We start from the raw sequence: 16702 nt of genomic DNA on the forward strand, positions 1-16702 counted from the left end.
CACCACGGACACCCTTGCGTTGAGCTAACCGCTACTTCTGTCTTCACGGCTCGGGACTTTCACCCTAGAGATTACACCCATGCCGGGCGCACAACCAATAGCCACCATGCACAAGTACTTGTACATGATGGCTATTTTTATTTGTTTATTCCGTGTACGTATTAGGTGTGATTGAGTAGTGGTATATTTCTATATCACGGTCGATAAAGCCTCTTCTTTGCGCAGCTTTAAGCGTCTGAAACATATTTTCCCTACCAACACCATTATCGGTATGTATATAGATTTTGTTCGTACGCAGTCCATTTTCGCAGAAGTATTTTACTAAATCATATCCCGTAGGCAAAATATTACCCTCATTATCCGCACCTAGATCATGGTCTAAAGATAATATATTGATCTCGTTGTTTACAATATGGTCAATTGCCTCTTCCATGTTTCGAGCAACTACAAATCCGTCTGGACAGTCCCTTAGGTCATCTACGTATAGATTAATCATTTCACGCTTCATTCCTTGGTTATTAAGTATCTGTATTTTTTATCTCTATTTATATTTACATTAAAAATTCTTGTCCAACAATCGCGCCCGATTGCCGAAGATAAAAATCTCATTACCTTTTAATAAGACAAACCGATTTCCCATAAGGTAAATCGGTTTGTCTATCTAACTTTGATACTAGGATTTCAATCCTTCTTCTGCATATTCCTCAACATATTCCTCAAAGTCCAAAACCTCAATGACATTCGACCAGTTAAGTACCGATCCTACAAAATCACGGATGTCCAATCCTGGGAATTCATAAACACTGTCATCGTTAACCGTAGCCGTGGCATCCTCAATGAAAGTAACCTGATATCCCCTGTCGTATGCTGCAATAGCAGTAAATTGAGGACAATACTCTGTATTGAAACCAGTTACAAAGATATGTGTAACACCAAGAGACTGCAATAAATCATCCAAGTTTGTCTTAAAAAATGCACTTGGAGTACTTTTTTCTATAACATAATCAGCATCAATCTTCAGATCCGAATCAAGTTCACTTTCCTCAGTGCCAAAAGTTATAGGACTTCCCTCGTTCTCATCCTTGTGACGCATAAAAATAACTGGCTGTTCGTTGCGTTTAAAATCCTTAATAATATTTTGGACTCTTTCCTTTTCTTGACTGAAATCCCCCATTTGAAGGAACCCATTTTGGAAGTCAATAACTAATAAAGCTCTCAAACTATCACCCCATAAAGTTTTATCATTTTAACTGTTCGTCCAAACATTAATTAAAGATTGTCATCGGAACTCGCCTCCAGCGTCATTTTAATCACTTTCTCAACTAAATAGCTCAATTTTGTAAATTATCGTTAAATTTTTTCTAATTATACCACATTACGCAACAAAATGGACCGATTCAGGCACAATCCTTATTCGAGAATTTCGCCCAATTGATGCATAATCTAATTAAGTTTCTTTAGCTGAACATTGAATGTTATTCGAATGAAAAATCATATCCAACATAGTTAAATACATTGCGCAACCCTATTTTTTCTGCAACCGCAACGGAGGGTTTATTCATTTCCATACAATCCCAATACGGAATCATATTATTTTCCAAACAATCTTTAACAAAACTGTAAGCAACCTTTTGGGCCAACTTTTTTCCCTGATGAGCCTTTAATGTTTCGATATCAATGCAGTGTATGTTCCCCGCAACAAAACCTGAGAGACAAACACTTACAATTTCATTATCACTTAGAATACAATAACCTATGCCATTACGTAAAAAGGCCCCAGTTGAAGACCAAAACTCTAATATCTTTGATTGTAAAAATTCAATATTTTTTATGGATGAGTTACCATCAAAAAATGAGTCGCTAATTTTTACAACCTTATATTCTTGGCCAATATCAGGTTCATAACTATCTTTATAATCCCCTAGTTTTATACTGTACACCCTCTGATTCCATTTCCCCAACTTACGATGTTCAAAAGCCTTTTCTATAACCTTATTCCATCTTTCGTGATTACCAATGCCTTCAAACCATTTTAGTTGGACTTTTTTTGCTTCTGGTATAATTACATTGTTAATAAAATGGTTTAATTCATTATTAAATTCCTCATTTTGCTCGTTTCCAAAAAATATAAATCCATCATTATTTCCTAACCAAATTAGCCCAGATGTAGGAACATTAACATCATCCACAAAAATACGACCAGGATTAATATTGTCAACAACTGCAATTGCTTCTAATTGCCCTTGTTCATTTATCAATCTTCTACATCTATTAAATGCAGTTTTATCCAATTCTAATATCACAAGAAATCCACTCCTTTATGCCTCAAAAAGGTCATTCCCCCATAGTCATTACTTGTTCTACAATCTGGCCCGTCTGTTGAACAAGGTCAAACTTTAATTTCTCATCTTATATTTATCTTACCATAGAACATCACCAAATATTGGAACAATTCATAATCTCACTCCGCAAACAGTTCATATTCAAGTTAAGTATAAAATAATATAAGTATGGTCAATACTTCTACTACACTCTACTCCATTTCACAGAGGTTTTTACATGTCATTGAAAAAAGTAGGAAAGGATAAACGAACGGGCAGACGTATACAAATCTATCGTAGTGGTTTTAGAACAAAAGGTGAAGTAGCAAAAGCAATGAATCAAATACTTGCTGAAATAGATTCAGGTGATTATTTCGAACCATCCAATATTCCATTGAAGGAATACCTCCATAACTGGCTTTGGGATACGTATCAATATAAGGTACTAGTAACTTCATTTGAAGTAGCTGAAACAGTTAGTCAGGTTCACCTTATCCCATATTTTAATCAAACACCATTATCATCCATTACAACCTTTGGAATAGATCAATTTTATGTGTTTAAACTCCGAGAAGGCCTCTCAAATGCAACCGTAAGGAAAATACACAATGTACTTTCAAAGGCACTTCAAAGAGCAGTTCAGTGGGAACTGATAAAAGTTAATCCTGCAAAACATGCATCGCCTCCTACAGTTCATAAAACAATCAAAAGTATATGGACAGTAGATGAAGCAAAGGCTTTTCTTGAAGTATGTCAAAAGCATAACGATACGATTCCCTTTTTATTAGCCCTATTTACCGGCATGAGAAGGGGTGAAATATTAGCGTTAAAATGGTAGAATATCGATTTAGGCAATGGTGTTATTTATGTAGAGGAGTCATTAATACGTTCAAACCACGAAGGGCTTAATCGTCAAAGAAACCAAAACAGCTCATTCTAGACGTGAAGTATATTTATCTCAGAGCGTTATACATGCATTAATCGAACACAAGAAACAGCAGAAGGAAAATAAGCAGGACTTAGTTGTGGCTTCACAAGTTGGGGGATATCTGGAACCACGAAACCTCATTCGCTAGTACCCGACATCCCATTTCATAATTTGCGGCATATGCACGCAACAATCCTTATGAAAATGGGCGAAAATCCAATAGTCGTTAGTGAATGATTAGGACATGCTGATGTTGGTATTACATTGGATATTTACTCTCACTCCAATCAAGAAATGCAGCGGAAATCAGCAAAGCGATTTGACGATAAATTTTGGACTTAATGGACAAAAAAGTCTTATAGAAGTATAAGAAAAGATGATGGAGAAAATGAGGTTAGTGCAGTTTTAGTGCACTGCATAAAAATACAGCCTAAAATTCACACTTTATGAGCATAAAAAAACGCTCTATCCCTTTCAGGACAAGCGTTAACCGAAGAGCTTCCAACAGGATTTGAACCTGCGACCCCTTCCTTACCATGTCTGTATATGGGGATTCCTCATTTACGAATAACTAAGACAAACCTTGATACACCAGTATTTATACAGGACATAATATATCTTGTCCGATATATTTTAATGGAAAAAGTTCGAAAGTGTCATCAAGGTGTCATCAAATAATAGTTAATGATTATAGAAATAAAAAGTTTTGTAGGTTGCAAGAAATGAAGCGGAGGGTGAAATATGTGTAACGATTTAATCGACTATTTATGTAATACTAATAATTATCTCCTATGGACGGATTTAAGAAAAAAATATGAAGGAAATTTTGATCGTGCAGATTTCGATATGTTTGATAAGTACGCTTATTTTTACGATATACCTCATAAAGTAATGAATGTGGTTATTTATTTTGGTTTGGATAAACATGATATGGATAGCTCTAAGTTAATGAAGGACATGCATGACATTTGTAAATTATTACAAAAAAATCAAATAGAAACGGTTCGGGAAGCAGTATATCTGTTTAAATTATATGATATGAATCATATGGAGATTATAAAAACGCTTGATGCCTTCTCAAAAAGAATGGAAAACCTAGAAAGTATGCTACAGAAATAAATATTAGTTAGCAATCAGATATATAAGCACAGCAGGACTTAGGCTGTGCTTATTTTATGTCATTGTATCTACTCTACTGTAGATTATCTGTTTAAAAACTTCCATAAATCCCCTTTAATACATATTTTTTATTGGATGCTAAACAAAATCCTTGTAACAATTAAGATACAAGGATTTAATTTAACTCTACATAATATTTAGGCGTAAACAATGACTAGACCTCTACTTCACCAAGTCTAAATTAAAGTATTATTATATACTTTTAATTATTTCCATGAATTTATCGAATTGATAAGCACCTTCGATATTAAGATTTTTACTTTCAAATACCATATAATAACGATACTGATTGCCAGACTGATATTGCCATGTACGCCCAAGTCTTACTTTTTGTTTACTTTCCGCATTTTCTAAGTGATCTCCTTTTGTTTCCATGAGAATCAACTTACCACTATTAGTCATTACAATAAAGTCTGGATAATGGTTAATAAAACCATTAATTTTAAATCCTTTTCTATCGATATTTCGATGCCACCATTTAATATTGTCTAGTGAAATAATCTCATTAATAACCCTGTGTTCAAAGTTATTCATATCACCCTCTTCTTCGTAAAGGGACTTTGGCAAGGTTGATATTGACTTTAGTGGAGAAATGTATTCTTTAAGTTTATAATTTGGCTTACAAAGAATATCACCTTGTTCAATCAATTGATTAAATTTCTGTTCAAGATATTCTTCCAGTAGTCCATTAATTTTCTTCTTTATCTTATCAGCATAAGAATAAATATTCTTCTCTAAATTATCTATCTCGTCACTCGTCATGTTTTCGACTATTCTATCTACGTAATCCCGCAACTCTCTATCATCAACGCTGTCCATCTTTTTAACCTGGTTATAAACAATTTCTTTACTTTTATCTACCTTATCCTCTGATGATAATTTTGAGAAATAATTCTTAAAATAATTTTCATCTGCCCTTGAGAGTTTTGAATATTTAGGTACAGATTCGCCTGAACGTTCTATATCAACCTTTACAAGGTTATAATCCAATGTCTCAAAATCTATAGCCGTGTCTTTATCCTTTAAAGAAAATCCATCAGCAAGACTTTCTTTTGTTAACTCGGTAAATTGATCCTCTACAAATAAACTCGGTTCAGATTGAATAAAAAACTGAGGTATTTCAATATTATTTATATCATCTTTAAAATCTTCAATTACCCGAAAGTAATTCATCTTATCTTTAATTTCTAATGGTTGTGAATCTGTATTATTTACCGTATCATCTACAGACCTTGAGTAATCTTCACTTTCACCTTTAGCTGATTCCAGCATATCATCAAGTACTTCCTTCGATGTTTGATCATGCTTCCTGCTTTCTAAATCACTCTTTACTTCCTCGAAGTCAACATCTAAAAATTCCTCGGTTGATTGCGTTTCAGCATTAGTCGTTTCATCAGAAGTATCAACCCATTCTTTATCATCTTTTTGTTCGTCACGAATCTCGGATAAATCTTTATTTGGAAATTTATCTGCTAAGTTTTCATTCGCAGAATCTTCTTCTTTAACGTTATTCTCAGCAATTCTATAATCATGCTTACTATAACCAGCCCTATTTAAACCAACAACTATATTATCTAAAGTATTTCTGAAATTAGAGGATGAAGTTAATACATAAGACATATTCAATAAAGGGTTTTCATATTCCTTGATATACGGCTGTCTAAGAACCCTTCCTAAAATCTGTTCAACATCAACTTGGGATGACTTGTTTGCAAGCGTTGCTAAAACATATGCAAATGGGCAATCCCAGCCTTCTTTTAAAGCATTTACTGTAATAATATATCTAATTTCGCATTGTGGGCTTAGTAAGTCTACATCTTTAATATCATTTATATCTGAAGTCTTAATTGCAATGTGTTCGCTAGGTATTCCTATATTAATTAATTCTTCTTTTAGTTTTTCAAAAGTTTCATTATTTTCCTGTCCCTTAGGCTGTGCTTGAAATAATGCTATAGGTCTTATGTACTTTTTAGTTTTAGAGTAATTTTCTATTGCTTGTTTTTCCAAGCTTTCACGCAAGTCAATTGCATTAACTATAACTTCCTTTTGACTTTGCCTATTGTATACAATTACTGGTAACTTAACCATGTTTTCCCCTTTTAACTCTATAGCATCAACGTACGAGATAATATTACTATTTTCTTTAGGGGTTGCTGTCAGATCCAAAATAAAAGACGGATTTAAATTTTTCAACATCTCTATACTCAATTCAGAGGTTGCATTATGACTTTCATCAACAATTATCATAGGAGAAAGTTGATTAATTACCTGGATGAGTGCAGTATCATCCACACCGTCTATTAACGTTTCAGGTGATGTATAAAAATTAGGAAATTGACTCAAGTTCCCATTTTCTTGATATATTTTTCTGTCCTCTTTGTTTCTACTTCTTAAAGTATCGTAACTTAACACAAATATACTTAACTGTTCATTTACAGTTGTTGGATTGAAATTTTGACCGTTCAATAACTGTTCTTTTGTATATACCTCAACTCTATTATTAAAATCAACATCAATCTTCTGTCTGTAGTGATGATTAATATCTTTTAAATTATTAATTGTTTGTTCTAGTATAGAGTTAGAAGGCACAAGCCAAACAACTGCTTTAGTTTTTGAGAAAGGCATTGCATCGAATACTGGTTTAATAGAACTAGCAGCTATATATGTCTTACCTCCCCCTGTTGGTACCTTAAAACAAACATGGGGAACATTTTTAATATTATTTTTATATGCCTGAACTCCATTTGTTCCAACTAAAACATCCTGTTCATTCCAGTAAGTATTATAAGCTGATTCTATATTGTTTGTTTCATTTATTAACTCTAAAAAGCGAGTGAGTTGTGAAATTACCTTTTTTTGAAATGTTTTTAATCCCAAGTTATTCCCCCCCTTATAAACGTGCAATATCTCTTGGAATCTTTTTAAATACTATATTCAATTTGTCACATTCTGATTTACTCAAAAGATTTACATCAGCATATATTATATATCTTTCTGCACTTTTGTTAATTTTTGATAGAAAATCATAACTTAGAGAAGTTGTTTTATCCTTCTCATAATAAAAATAATATAAGCTATCGTTATGTTCTCCTAAAAGATATTTATTATCTTTATCATCAACCACGGTTATTTGTTTCTTTGTTTCCGTAAAGAAAATATATTCACGGATTTTCTGAATATCTATATTTTCATTAATAAATTTATTTTCAAGTAATAAAGGCTGACCTAAATGGTAGAAGTTATAATTTCCACCTACCCCTTGGAAGTCCTTATGTCCATTAATTACTCTATTTACTCTTTCAGTAGTTACAGTCTCTGCATAATCCTCAAGTTCAACTAAAATGAATTTTCGGTTACCTTTGTCTTTATTATTTAAATTTAGTACAGCCTGTGCCGTAGTTCCACTACCTGCATACGAATCGAGAACAATTGAATTTTTATCTGTGGCAATTTGGAGAACTCGTTCTATAGTTCCCACTGGTTTTGGATTTGGAAAATCACTCTTTTTAAAACCTAAATGTTTTGTGAACATCTCTGTTCCACGTTCACTATTTACATCCTTGAATGTCCAAGCTGACGTAGGCTTTACTAATTCTTTTTCATCCAAATAATCTTTCTCAAAAACACTCCATTGTTTTTTTACAGGCATATATCTAGCAAGCAACTTTTTAATATCCCTTTTTGCAGTATCTACACCCCATCTCCATCTACCCTCAACTGTTTTAGACTTCATTGGGAGAATAGACATATATCCATCAGGCAATTTTTCGTCTAGTGATCCCACTTTCAAATCTTTGGTTACTTCGTTATAAAAAAATGGATAGAACATATCTGGTCTATCTTCCCGTAAATCCTCATCACCTGTCTTTCTAAGGTCAATTTCTCTATATTTTCTTCCACTTTCTTCTTCTAATTTATTATATCTTTTTGTTACTTTTTCTTCTGGTAAAAACCCACCTAATTCCAAATTCTTAGATTTTCTATAGATCAGAAGACTTTCATGTGCAGTAGCGATATAATTGTCATCTGAACGTCCTTTCGGATTATTAACTATTGCAACTTCACTTATAAAATTATTTGCACCAAAAATCTCATTACAAATTAATTTCAAATAAGCTTGTTCAATATAATTGATACTGATAAAAATTGCTCCGTCATCAGCTAACAACTTATGTAATAACTTTAATCTCGGATACATCATGGATAGCCACTTGTCGTGTCGGGAAAGATCTTCCCCTTCTTTTCCAACAACTTCACCTAACCATTTTTTAATTTTGGGGTCATTTACATTATCATTGTATACCCATTTTTCATTACCAGTGTTGTATGGTGGATCGATATAAATGCAATTAATTCTTCCTTCATACTGAGGAAGTAGTGCTTTAAGTGCTTCTAAGTTATCCCCTTTGATAATCTTATTATCACTTGAACTTTCTTGATCAGATACACCATTTTCATTATAACTATACTTAAAATCAAGCACCCTATACGGCACATCCAAGTGATGATTTACTACTTTATCTTTTCCTATCCACTCTAATGTTGGCATTTGATTACCCCTACCCTAAAATTTATAATTACTTCCAGTATACACTATTTCAGACACACACCACTACAATAATAGTAATTAATCCCCATGTGTGAGATGTAATTTCAAACTACAAAATATAATATATACTAAAAGGTTTTATTAACACTTCATATCCTATTATAACGACACCTTTTAACCGTGACACTTTATCTTCAATAAAAAAAGCCGATATTTTTTATCGACTTTTTATCAGTTAAAGCAAACACTATTACAATATGTTACTCGTATTTTTCATCTCTTTCCCTTTTTTAGGGGGTGAGAAATGTGACCTTATTCATTTTCCAACGCCCCTTATTTGTCTATAATTCTATGTTTCATTAATGTTTCCATAAATTCGGCTGGCGACTGTTCTTTTCTTACTTTGTTCTGTTTATTACCCGTTTCCTGAATCTGTTTTTCGTAAAAATCCGCTACAGTCTGAACTTTTACATTGCTATCTTCTTCTATCATGTTTATTACATCTTCAGGCACAGAATACGTCCGTAAAACCCTTTTTATTCCCTCGTTTAGTTTTACATGCTTCATGATAACACCGCCTTATATATGTTTTCTTGAATATCTTTTAGCAAGATTTCAAACTCGGATAAATTTACCAACTGGGAATTTCCTAAGAGCATACCTTTTGCCTGTTGCGGCAATTGGCTATGGTCTGCGGTCTTGTTGGCTCGTCTAGCTTTTTCTTTTATTCGGCTGTGTTTCTCGTTTATATCTCTTAGTTGTCCGCACAGCTTGAAATACTGCTCTTTTACCCGTTCCAATTCTTTTACTAGCTTGACCGCTTCCTGCAACTGCTTTTCCCGCTCAGCATAATACGCCTTTATTGTTTCAGTCGCTGCACGCTCTAAACGTGGGTTATTTTTATTCTGCAGAATGTTTATTTTATTCTTACGGTTGTTTATAGTCTGCTCTATCTCGTACTTTTTTTGGTGAAGGTGATCAGCTTTTTCATCTTGCATATTGGCGACCGCTGTTTCATATTCGGTTTCTAATGCGTTAAGATTGTTGATTGCTTCTTTATTCTTTGCTTGTAACTGCTCTATTTTGTCATTGATCTTTTTTAATTCGGTAGAATAGGCTTTTAAATCCATGTTAGTATCCTCCCTTGATTATCTTAGTCCTTACATGCTTAACTGGATTTTTATGTTATTTTCAATGCGTGGATCACAAACCTTTTCAAAAGAGCAGAACACCATCACCCCTTTCTACTTGTATTGAAAGATGGTAATTACTTCACTTTCACCATTAATTAGAGGGAGACCTATTAGAATGTCATACTGAATGTCACGCCCTTAAAGTTTGGTATATCAACATTTTTAGACACTTCCCTATCATCTGTGACAAACTTTTTGCATTGTCTTTTCTAAATATAATATGTTATTATTTTTTTCTTTTATATAAAGGAATGTCACAAGATACATGTGAATTGCTTACAAGTATTGATATGATGCGTTTTTACCCCGTGACATTCCCGTGACAAATCACGTGACATACTGTGACAAACGTGACAAACTTACTTAATTTTCAATGGCATTATTTTCATTTTTTATAAACCCTCTTTGAGTACCATACCTACCGAAATGTGTCCTTTTCTCTTTCCATCCGTCAAGCTGTCTTAGTATGTCATTTATATCGGTTATATCATGGTATTTAGGCTCTTTGTCGTTCATTAGGCATTCATGCCATACTTGACGAGCACAAACCCTATCAAGGTGTTCTTTTCTTATATATTCCTCGATAACGCCAAGCTGTCCGTCGTCTGCGGTATGTTCCCTTTGTAATTCTTCCGCTCTCTTTTTAACCGATTCATCCGTTATGTGAAGCGGTTCGTCATCTAAATAAAGTTGATAAGCTTCCGCCCAAACTTGGTCGATATATTCATCCGTAAGTGATTCAAATGGATCTTTTTTTCTCCTGTTCTTATTAACTGGAAGTGGGAAAAATCTTCTGTTCCCTGTTGTATCTTTCAAAAATTCAAAGCTGTTAGTGCTACCAAAAAATACACATTGACGTGGAAACCTTGCTATGTTCTTGCTATATTTTGGTCTGTATGTGTCCACTGTTGCGCTAATAAAAGCCTTTACCTCTTCTACTTCTGAATGTTTCAAGGCTGACAGTTCCGCCAATTCAATAATCCAACTATTCCTAAGTTTCATCAGTGCTTCATCACCACTAAATGAATTAAGAGATTCATTGAACCACTCACCGCCAAGTCGAGATAAAACATAGCTTTTCCCTATACCTTGTGTACCTATTAGTATTAGAGCGGTATCAAACTTCGTCCCTGGTTCAAATATACGAGTGACAGCAGCAACTAGCATTTTTTTTGTTACGGTTCTTGTATATTCGTTATCATCCGCACCTAGAAAGTCTATGAAAAGAGATTCAAGCCTACTTTCACCATCCCAGTACAAACCTTTAAGATATTCTTTGATAGGATGATAGGAATTTTTATAAAATATGGTATTCATGCAATCATTGATACCAGATTCATTTGTAATACCATAATGAACATCAATATAAATTCTTAGCTGTGCATCATCATAATCAGTCCAGAGCAACTCATTGTCACTTTTTTTACGCCATATAGGAGGCTTGTATATCTCTTTGAAGCCCGACAGCTCATTCAAACGACCAATATCTTTTAGATTTTCGTCATGATCCAATATAGATTGAATGTTTTTCCTGTTTCTTTTGAAATTGCCGTTTTGATTCGTTTCAAGCCTCTTCTTCCAGGCTTTATCGATCTTGATAACATTGTTGTCTTTTTCTTGAAGTGCTAGTCCTGCTTCGTGATCTAGTTCAGATTGCTTCAATAGCTGTCACCTCTTTTCTGCTTCACGCCTCAATATGTTGTTAAATGCAGTCGTCACGGTATCCACTTCAAGTGGTGGATTAACCCTTGTTTCATTCCACATATTAACAATCTCCAATGCCTCTCTATAATCAATACTTCGTGCTAAAAGGTGACCTATTAGTGTGGTTAAGCTATTGTTACGTTCACCTTCAGAAACACCCTGTAAAATACTTAAATACTCACTTACTGGTTTTGCACTATACTTTCTTTTACCATTATTTTCAGACTGTGGACTTATTGAATTAAGTAGCCATTCAGGAGCTTGTGCGATTTCAACTTTTAGTGGATGTGAAGAAAATTCCCAACAATATTTATTACCGCTATTATGGATTGATGGACTTACTACGATATAACCTCCATCGCCTCGAATATCAATGGATGGAAAAGCATTCACTTTATTTTTAATTCCTGCTTGATATTTAAAAAGAAAATGTGAACCACCTGAACCTGTTATTTGTTCTACAGTGTCAGGTAAATTTCCATTGTCTCTCTTTAATTGTTCTAGTGTTTCAAATCCGTTATTTCCAGTTCCACGGTGAATTTTATTGTCTACATCTACTGCAAAAAAACCACTAACCTTACCTGTTGCTACACCAATATTTAAATATGGCTTTTCCGACCAATATTTTATAACCTGTTTTTCATCTTTGGTGGCATCCTTCAAACCATATCTAGTATGGGATGTTTCCCCTTGTTTTCACATCTTAAGTTGTTACAAGTACATTTATTGTTTATAATTGAATGTACAGGAAATACAGACCAACCTAATTGGCGTACATATCCAAGTGCTGCTTTTAAGTTGGTGTAATTTTTTAAAGGTGTAGACACTGCCATGTCTGCGCCTTTATTCATCTTCCATCACCCCTTCCATTTGTTCATCAATCCACTTTTCAATAGCCTCTTTTTTAAATAAGATTCTTCTCCCTATCCGAAAATGAACAATACGCTTCTCACGACATAAAATATAAATCATATCTGAACTTACCCCAAGATATTCCGCTACCTCATGAACGGTAAGAGTTGATCTTTTAATTGGTTCCATTTGTGTTTTTAACATCCTTATAATTCCTCCTTACTTTATTGCTTTTTCATCGGTTGTTACATCAACCGTTTGGATTAAAAAAATATCTTCAATCTCCTTCTCCAGCCCACAAGCAATTTTATGTGCAACTGCTGGTGATGGATTACGCTTTTTATTTAATATTTGCGACAAATAGGCATGAGAAATACCAATATCTTTTGCAAACCCTCTCATACTTCTCCCTTTTTCCGCAATGAATATTCTTGTTTCTAAACCGTCTTTCAATGTAATAGTAAGCACAACAATCACCTCTTTTTACTATTTGATACTATTTTAGCATTCCTTGTATGTTTTATCAACCATTGTTTAAAATTAGTTTGACTAATCAACCACTATGTATTAAACTAATGGTAACATATTAAAGGGAGGTGACTAGATGACATTTGGTGAATATGTGAGAAATTCAAGGCAAAGAAAAAACCTATCTTTAAGGGAAGCGGCTAGACGAGCAGGTATTTCCCACCCTTATCTATCCCAGTTAGAAACAGGAAAAAACACTAAACCAACTCCTGAAGTAATTAAAAAAATCGCTGACGGTCTTGAGTTAAACTATATCGAACTTCTAGAAATAGCTGGATATTTAGAAGAAGCAGAAAGAGAAGGATTGATGAAGTCTGCTGAAGAATATCGTAAACATCGAGAAAAGCATGGCTTAAAAGATGTTGGTATTTTAAATGAAGAAACTATTATCCTAGACGATATTATTACCGCTGCTCAACTTAATACTGAATTTGTTTATAGTGGAGAGAAACTGGATCTAGAAGAAAAGATATTTATTGCTAATGTGTTGCGGATAATTCTTAATAATGATATCCCGAGTGAACATAATGAGAGAACAAAGGCTCTTGATCTAATTGAAACTTTATTAAAGTAAGGGGGTGACTATAATGGCTGGTTCTATTCAAGATAGAGGAAATGGTTCGTATTTTTTAACTGTAAGTGCAGGATTCAAAGCTGATGGTAAACGTAACCGCAAAACAAAGACTATCAAAGCTAAGAATATTACTGAAGCAAGGAAAAAACTAGCTGTGTTTGTCGCTGAAGTCGAAGCAGGTGAATACATTGCACCATCCCATATTAAACTTGCTCAATATGTTAAGACTTGGCGAAAAGATGCAGTAAAGAAGGTTTCGCCTAAAACAATAGAAACGTATGATTATGTATTAAATGGTAGAATCATCCCTATATTGGGACATCATAAGATGGAAAGTTTATCACATATACATATCATTGACTTTCTCGAAACATTGGAAGCGGATGACCTAGCGACTTCAACCATACAAAAACATTACAATGTACTAAATAGTATTTTCAAACTGGCAGTCAAGAATGAAACCATTAAGAAAACTCCTATGGACAAGGTGGACAAACCCTCTGTCACATATAAACCTGGTGAAGTATATACCTCAAATGAATTAAAACAATTATTCTTGCTACTAAAGAATGAAGAAAATAAACAAATGGTTCTAATGATTAAAATGGCATTAAAAACAGGTATGCGTAAAGGTGAATTACTTGCTTTAAAATGGGATGATATCGACTTTGCTAATAATACGATACATGTACGCCATTCATTAAGCTATACAAAAGAAACTGGCTATCGGTTAAAAGAACCTAAAACCAAAGGCTCCGTTAGAAAAGTAGCACCACCTAAAAAGCTAATGGATGAGTTAAAAAAACATAAATTAAAAAAGAGTACAGAGCGAATGGAAGCTGCAGAATTATGGGAAGGTGGAAAGTACTTTTTTGTGTTCTCCACTGATTTTGGCAAACCATTCTATCCTAGTGTGCCAAATAGATGGTGGACAAGGTTTATCAGTCGAATCAATAAAGAGTTAAAAGCTAATAAAAAGCCACAAATGAAGAAAATCCGTTTCCACGATTTACGACATACTGCGGAAACGGATTTAATAAACAAAGGTGCTAACATTCATTCTATTTCTAAGCGGCTAGGACATGCTAATATAAGCACTACAATGAATATATATGGTCATTATTTGGAGGAAGCAGATCAAAAGATAGCAGATATGTTGGATGAAGATTATATATAAAGAACACTTTTTAAATGACAGAAACATTTCTTTCCACTATTAGGGGGGACATGAATATAAAATGTTAGTATATGATGATTTATTTAAATCAATTTTAAATCAATTGGATAAAGAATTTCATAAAGACATTATAAATTCTTCCATTGTAATACTTGATACTCCAGGTATTCATACGCGATTTAGTAACTTCGCAACTAATATGAGAGAATTAACAAGAGAAGTATTTCATACACTAGCACCTGATCATGAAGTAATGGAATGTCAATGGTATGAAAAGGAAACTAATGAAGGAGAAGCAGATATTACTAGAATACAGCGTATGACTTATGCAATTAAAGGCGGTCTTTCAAATGAATTTATCCAAGATGAATTAGGAATTGATTTTAAAGACATAACAAAACAACTCAACAAAGTAATTCGTACTCTTAATAAATATACGCATATTAATGAGAAAGTTTATTACAGAGATGAAAAAGATGGTTATGAAATGGTTGAAAGGACATTAAGTGCATTCGATAACTTTCTTAAAACTATAAAAGATATCAGGTCAATAATTTTGAGGAAATTAGAGGAAAGATTATATAATGAAGTGTCTGATGCTCTTATGGATGATTTAATTCAAGAAATCGATATCCTTGCAACCCATTATTTAATTGAAGATGTATGGTTAGGGACTGTTATAGTAAATAAAATTACAGCAAGCAATATATTCATTGATATCCAAGGTAGCGTGGATATTGAACATCAATATGGATCAGATGGTGACTATAAAAGAGGGGATGGAATAAGAATTGACAGCTCCTATCCTTTTCAGGTACCACTAATTTTAGATATTAACTATCCATTGGAAATATCTATTGAGCCATATCAAATTGAAGTTGATAATTCTTCCTTTTATGAGTAAAAATCCTAAAAAGTACTATGGAATATTTAATGTTCAGTTTTACATTAGTAACTTTTCATCGCAATGATGAGGGTAACCTTTCTACTGAAAACAAAAATTGTCATCAAGGTGTCATCAAAACAAGGTTTTTTATAATAATTACAGAAAGTAAAAAACGTCTAATCACAACTGGGACAAGCGTTTATAAAAGAGCTTCCAGTCGGATTCGAACCGACGACCTCTTCCTTACCATGGAAGTGCTCTACCTGCTGAGCTATGGAAGCAAATATAAAAATGGCTCCACAGGTAGGATTCGAACCTACGACCGATCGGTTAACAGCCGATTGCTCTACCACTGAGCTACTGTGGAACGATATAATGAAATTATCTTCTTATATTACTTATTCTAACATAAAATATAGAAAAGATACATATAAAAAGTTGCCTGGCGGCGTCCTACTCTTGCAAGGGCAATGCCCTAACTACCATCGGCGCTGAAGAGCTTAACTTCTGTGTTCGGTATGGGAACAGGTGTGGCCTCTTCGCCATCACTACCAGACATACAAGATTAATTTATTCTAATACCTTTCACTTATGTAAAAAGGAGAAAAAATTTCTTTTGTCTAGACTTTTTATAAGTATCTTATTGGGTGAAATAAAATTTGTACCCAAAAACCAAATAAGAAATATAATAAACAATCAACTATAAGTAAAAAGCTAGTCAAGTCCTCGATCAATTAGTATCCGTCAGCTGCACATGTCACCATGCTTCCACCTCGGACCTATCAACCTTATCGTCTCTAAGGGATCTTAC

17 protein-coding genes, 2 tRNA genes and 2 rRNA genes are annotated in these 16702 nt (G+C 33.7%); 5 read left to right on the forward strand and 16 right to left on the reverse strand.

Features of this window, described 5'->3' with window-relative positions:
• Positions 1-145: 145 nt before the first annotated feature.
• The 3 genes from ACFFIS_RS01625 to ACFFIS_RS01635 form a co-directional block, all read right to left on the reverse strand.
• Positions 146-496 carry a cyclic-phosphate processing receiver domain-containing protein gene (locus ACFFIS_RS01625; RefSeq protein ID WP_390185886.1) on the reverse strand — a complete coding sequence of 117 codons (351 nt, stop codon included), beginning with the start codon at positions 494-496 and terminating at the stop codon, positions 146-148.
• Positions 497-673: 177 nt separating this feature from the next.
• Positions 674-1219 (reverse strand): cysteine hydrolase family protein, encoded by a 546-nt coding sequence (locus ACFFIS_RS01630; protein WP_320381001.1) that lies wholly within the window; start codon positions 1217-1219, stop codon positions 674-676.
• Between the two features lie 256 nt (positions 1220-1475).
• Positions 1476-2303: a GNAT family N-acetyltransferase gene (locus ACFFIS_RS01635; protein WP_390185887.1), complete on the reverse strand. Its 828-nt coding sequence runs from the start codon at positions 2301-2303 to the stop codon at positions 1476-1478.
• Positions 2304-2559: 256 nt separating this feature from the next.
• On the opposite strand from ACFFIS_RS01635, the gene ACFFIS_RS01640 reads away from it, so the two are divergent.
• Both ACFFIS_RS01640 and ACFFIS_RS01645 read left to right on the forward strand, forming a co-directional pair.
• On the forward strand, positions 2560-3159 hold the full coding sequence (locus ACFFIS_RS01640) for a site-specific integrase (RefSeq protein ID WP_390185888.1): 600 nt from the start codon (positions 2560-2562) through the stop codon (positions 3157-3159).
• Positions 3160-3990: 831 nt separating this feature from the next.
• Entirely contained in the window at positions 3991-4368 is a 378-nt protein-coding gene (locus ACFFIS_RS01645) for a hypothetical protein (protein ID WP_320380999.1), read from the forward strand.
• Between the two features lie 252 nt (positions 4369-4620).
• Here the strand turns inward: ACFFIS_RS01645 and ACFFIS_RS01650 are convergent, their stop codons facing one another.
• The 9 genes from ACFFIS_RS01650 to ACFFIS_RS01690 form a co-directional block, all read right to left on the reverse strand.
• Positions 4621-7305 (reverse strand): DEAD/DEAH box helicase, encoded by a 2685-nt coding sequence (locus ACFFIS_RS01650; RefSeq protein WP_390185889.1) that lies wholly within the window; start codon positions 7303-7305, stop codon positions 4621-4623.
• Between the two features lie 13 nt (positions 7306-7318).
• Positions 7319-8977 carry a site-specific DNA-methyltransferase gene (locus tag ACFFIS_RS01655; protein ID WP_320380995.1) on the reverse strand — a complete coding sequence of 553 codons (1659 nt, stop codon included), beginning with the start codon at positions 8975-8977 and terminating at the stop codon, positions 7319-7321.
• A 333-nt stretch (positions 8978-9310) separates the two neighbouring features.
• Positions 9311-9544 carry a hypothetical protein gene (locus ACFFIS_RS01660; RefSeq protein ID WP_320380994.1) on the reverse strand — a complete coding sequence of 78 codons (234 nt, stop codon included), beginning with the start codon at positions 9542-9544 and terminating at the stop codon, positions 9311-9313.
• Positions 9541-10107, reverse strand: coding sequence for a hypothetical protein (locus ACFFIS_RS01665; protein WP_390185890.1), 567 nt, complete (start codon positions 10105-10107; stop codon positions 9541-9543). Before ACFFIS_RS01665 ends, ACFFIS_RS01660 begins: the two co-directional genes overlap by 4 nt.
• A 426-nt stretch (positions 10108-10533) precedes the next feature.
• Positions 10534-11832, reverse strand: a complete 1299-nt coding sequence (locus ACFFIS_RS01670; protein ID WP_390185891.1) for a virulence-associated E family protein — start codon at positions 11830-11832, stop codon at positions 10534-10536.
• 6 nt (positions 11833-11838) lie between these two features.
• Complete coding sequence (locus ACFFIS_RS01675; RefSeq protein ID WP_320380990.1) at positions 11839-12537, reverse strand: bifunctional DNA primase/polymerase; 699 nt, start codon at positions 12535-12537, stop codon at positions 11839-11841.
• The gene (locus ACFFIS_RS01680) at positions 12534-12725 is read right to left on the reverse strand and encodes a hypothetical protein (RefSeq protein ID WP_390185892.1); all 192 of its coding nucleotides are present in this window, start codon (positions 12723-12725) and stop codon (positions 12534-12536) included. Before ACFFIS_RS01680 ends, ACFFIS_RS01675 begins: the two co-directional genes overlap by 4 nt.
• The gene (locus tag ACFFIS_RS01685) at positions 12718-12930 is read right to left on the reverse strand and encodes a helix-turn-helix domain-containing protein (RefSeq protein WP_390185894.1); all 213 of its coding nucleotides are present in this window, start codon (positions 12928-12930) and stop codon (positions 12718-12720) included. The genes ACFFIS_RS01680 and ACFFIS_RS01685 overlap by 8 nt, the downstream gene beginning before the upstream one ends.
• A 15-nt stretch (positions 12931-12945) precedes the next feature.
• Positions 12946-13194 carry a helix-turn-helix transcriptional regulator gene (locus tag ACFFIS_RS01690; protein ID WP_320380989.1) on the reverse strand — a complete coding sequence of 83 codons (249 nt, stop codon included), beginning with the start codon at positions 13192-13194 and terminating at the stop codon, positions 12946-12948.
• A gap of 136 nt (positions 13195-13330) precedes the next feature.
• Between ACFFIS_RS01690 and ACFFIS_RS01695 the strand changes: the two genes are divergently transcribed.
• From ACFFIS_RS01695 to ACFFIS_RS01705, 3 genes are all read left to right on the forward strand, one after another.
• On the forward strand, positions 13331-13828 hold the full coding sequence (locus tag ACFFIS_RS01695) for a helix-turn-helix domain-containing protein (RefSeq protein ID WP_320380987.1): 498 nt from the start codon (positions 13331-13333) through the stop codon (positions 13826-13828).
• Between the two features lie 13 nt (positions 13829-13841).
• Entirely contained in the window at positions 13842-15005 is a 1164-nt protein-coding gene (locus ACFFIS_RS01700) for a tyrosine-type recombinase/integrase (RefSeq protein ID WP_320380986.1), read from the forward strand.
• Positions 15006-15066: 61 nt separating this feature from the next.
• Complete coding sequence (locus ACFFIS_RS01705) at positions 15067-15909, forward strand: pPIWI-associating nuclease domain-containing protein (protein ID WP_390185895.1); 843 nt, start codon at positions 15067-15069, stop codon at positions 15907-15909.
• A gap of 190 nt (positions 15910-16099) precedes the next feature.
• Here ACFFIS_RS01705 and ACFFIS_RS01710 read toward each other — a convergent pair.
• The 4 genes from ACFFIS_RS01710 to ACFFIS_RS01725 all read right to left on the reverse strand — a co-directional run.
• Positions 16100-16172 (reverse strand) — tRNA-Thr (locus ACFFIS_RS01710).
• Positions 16173-16183: 11 nt separating this feature from the next.
• Positions 16184-16258, reverse strand: a tRNA-Asn gene (locus ACFFIS_RS01715).
• 73 nt (positions 16259-16331) lie between these two features.
• Positions 16332-16447 (reverse strand): 5S ribosomal RNA (gene rrf / locus ACFFIS_RS01720).
• A 158-nt stretch (positions 16448-16605) separates the two neighbouring features.
• Positions 16606-16702: ribosomal RNA gene (locus ACFFIS_RS01725) — 23S ribosomal RNA — on the reverse strand; the annotation flags it as partial.

Origin of the sequence: Paracerasibacillus soli, from assembly GCF_042432965.1 — a bacterium.
Lineage (GTDB): Bacteria > Bacillota > Bacilli > Bacillales > Amphibacillaceae > Paracerasibacillus > Paracerasibacillus soli.

What these genes read in the sequence shown, in the direction of transcription:
- ACFFIS_RS01625 (WP_390185886.1), bottom strand. Translation starts at nt 496, where the DNA reads ATGATTAATCTATACGTAGATGACCTAAGGGACTGTCCAGACGGATTT.
- ACFFIS_RS01640 (WP_390185888.1), top strand. Translation starts at nt 2,560, where the DNA reads ATGTCATTGAAAAAAGTAGGAAAGGATAAACGAACGGGCAGACGTATA.
- ACFFIS_RS01645 (WP_320380999.1), top strand. Translation starts at nt 3,991, where the DNA reads ATGTGTAACGATTTAATCGACTATTTATGTAATACTAATAATTATCTC.
- ACFFIS_RS01655 (WP_320380995.1), bottom strand. Translation starts at nt 8,977, where the DNA reads ATGCCAACATTAGAGTGGATAGGAAAAGATAAAGTAGTAAATCATCAC.
- ACFFIS_RS01660 (WP_320380994.1), bottom strand. Translation starts at nt 9,544, where the DNA reads ATGAAGCATGTAAAACTAAACGAGGGAATAAAAAGGGTTTTACGGACG.
- ACFFIS_RS01665 (WP_390185890.1), bottom strand. Translation starts at nt 10,107, where the DNA reads ATGGATTTAAAAGCCTATTCTACCGAATTAAAAAAGATCAATGACAAA.
- ACFFIS_RS01680 (WP_390185892.1), bottom strand. Translation starts at nt 12,725, where the DNA reads ATGAATAAAGGCGCAGACATGGCAGTGTCTACACCTTTAAAAAATTAC.
- ACFFIS_RS01685 (WP_390185894.1), bottom strand. Translation starts at nt 12,930, where the DNA reads ATGTTAAAAACACAAATGGAACCAATTAAAAGATCAACTCTTACCGTT.
- ACFFIS_RS01695 (WP_320380987.1), top strand. Translation starts at nt 13,331, where the DNA reads ATGACATTTGGTGAATATGTGAGAAATTCAAGGCAAAGAAAAAACCTA.
- ACFFIS_RS01700 (WP_320380986.1), top strand. Translation starts at nt 13,842, where the DNA reads ATGGCTGGTTCTATTCAAGATAGAGGAAATGGTTCGTATTTTTTAACT.
- ACFFIS_RS01705 (WP_390185895.1), top strand. Translation starts at nt 15,067, where the DNA reads ATGTTAGTATATGATGATTTATTTAAATCAATTTTAAATCAATTGGAT.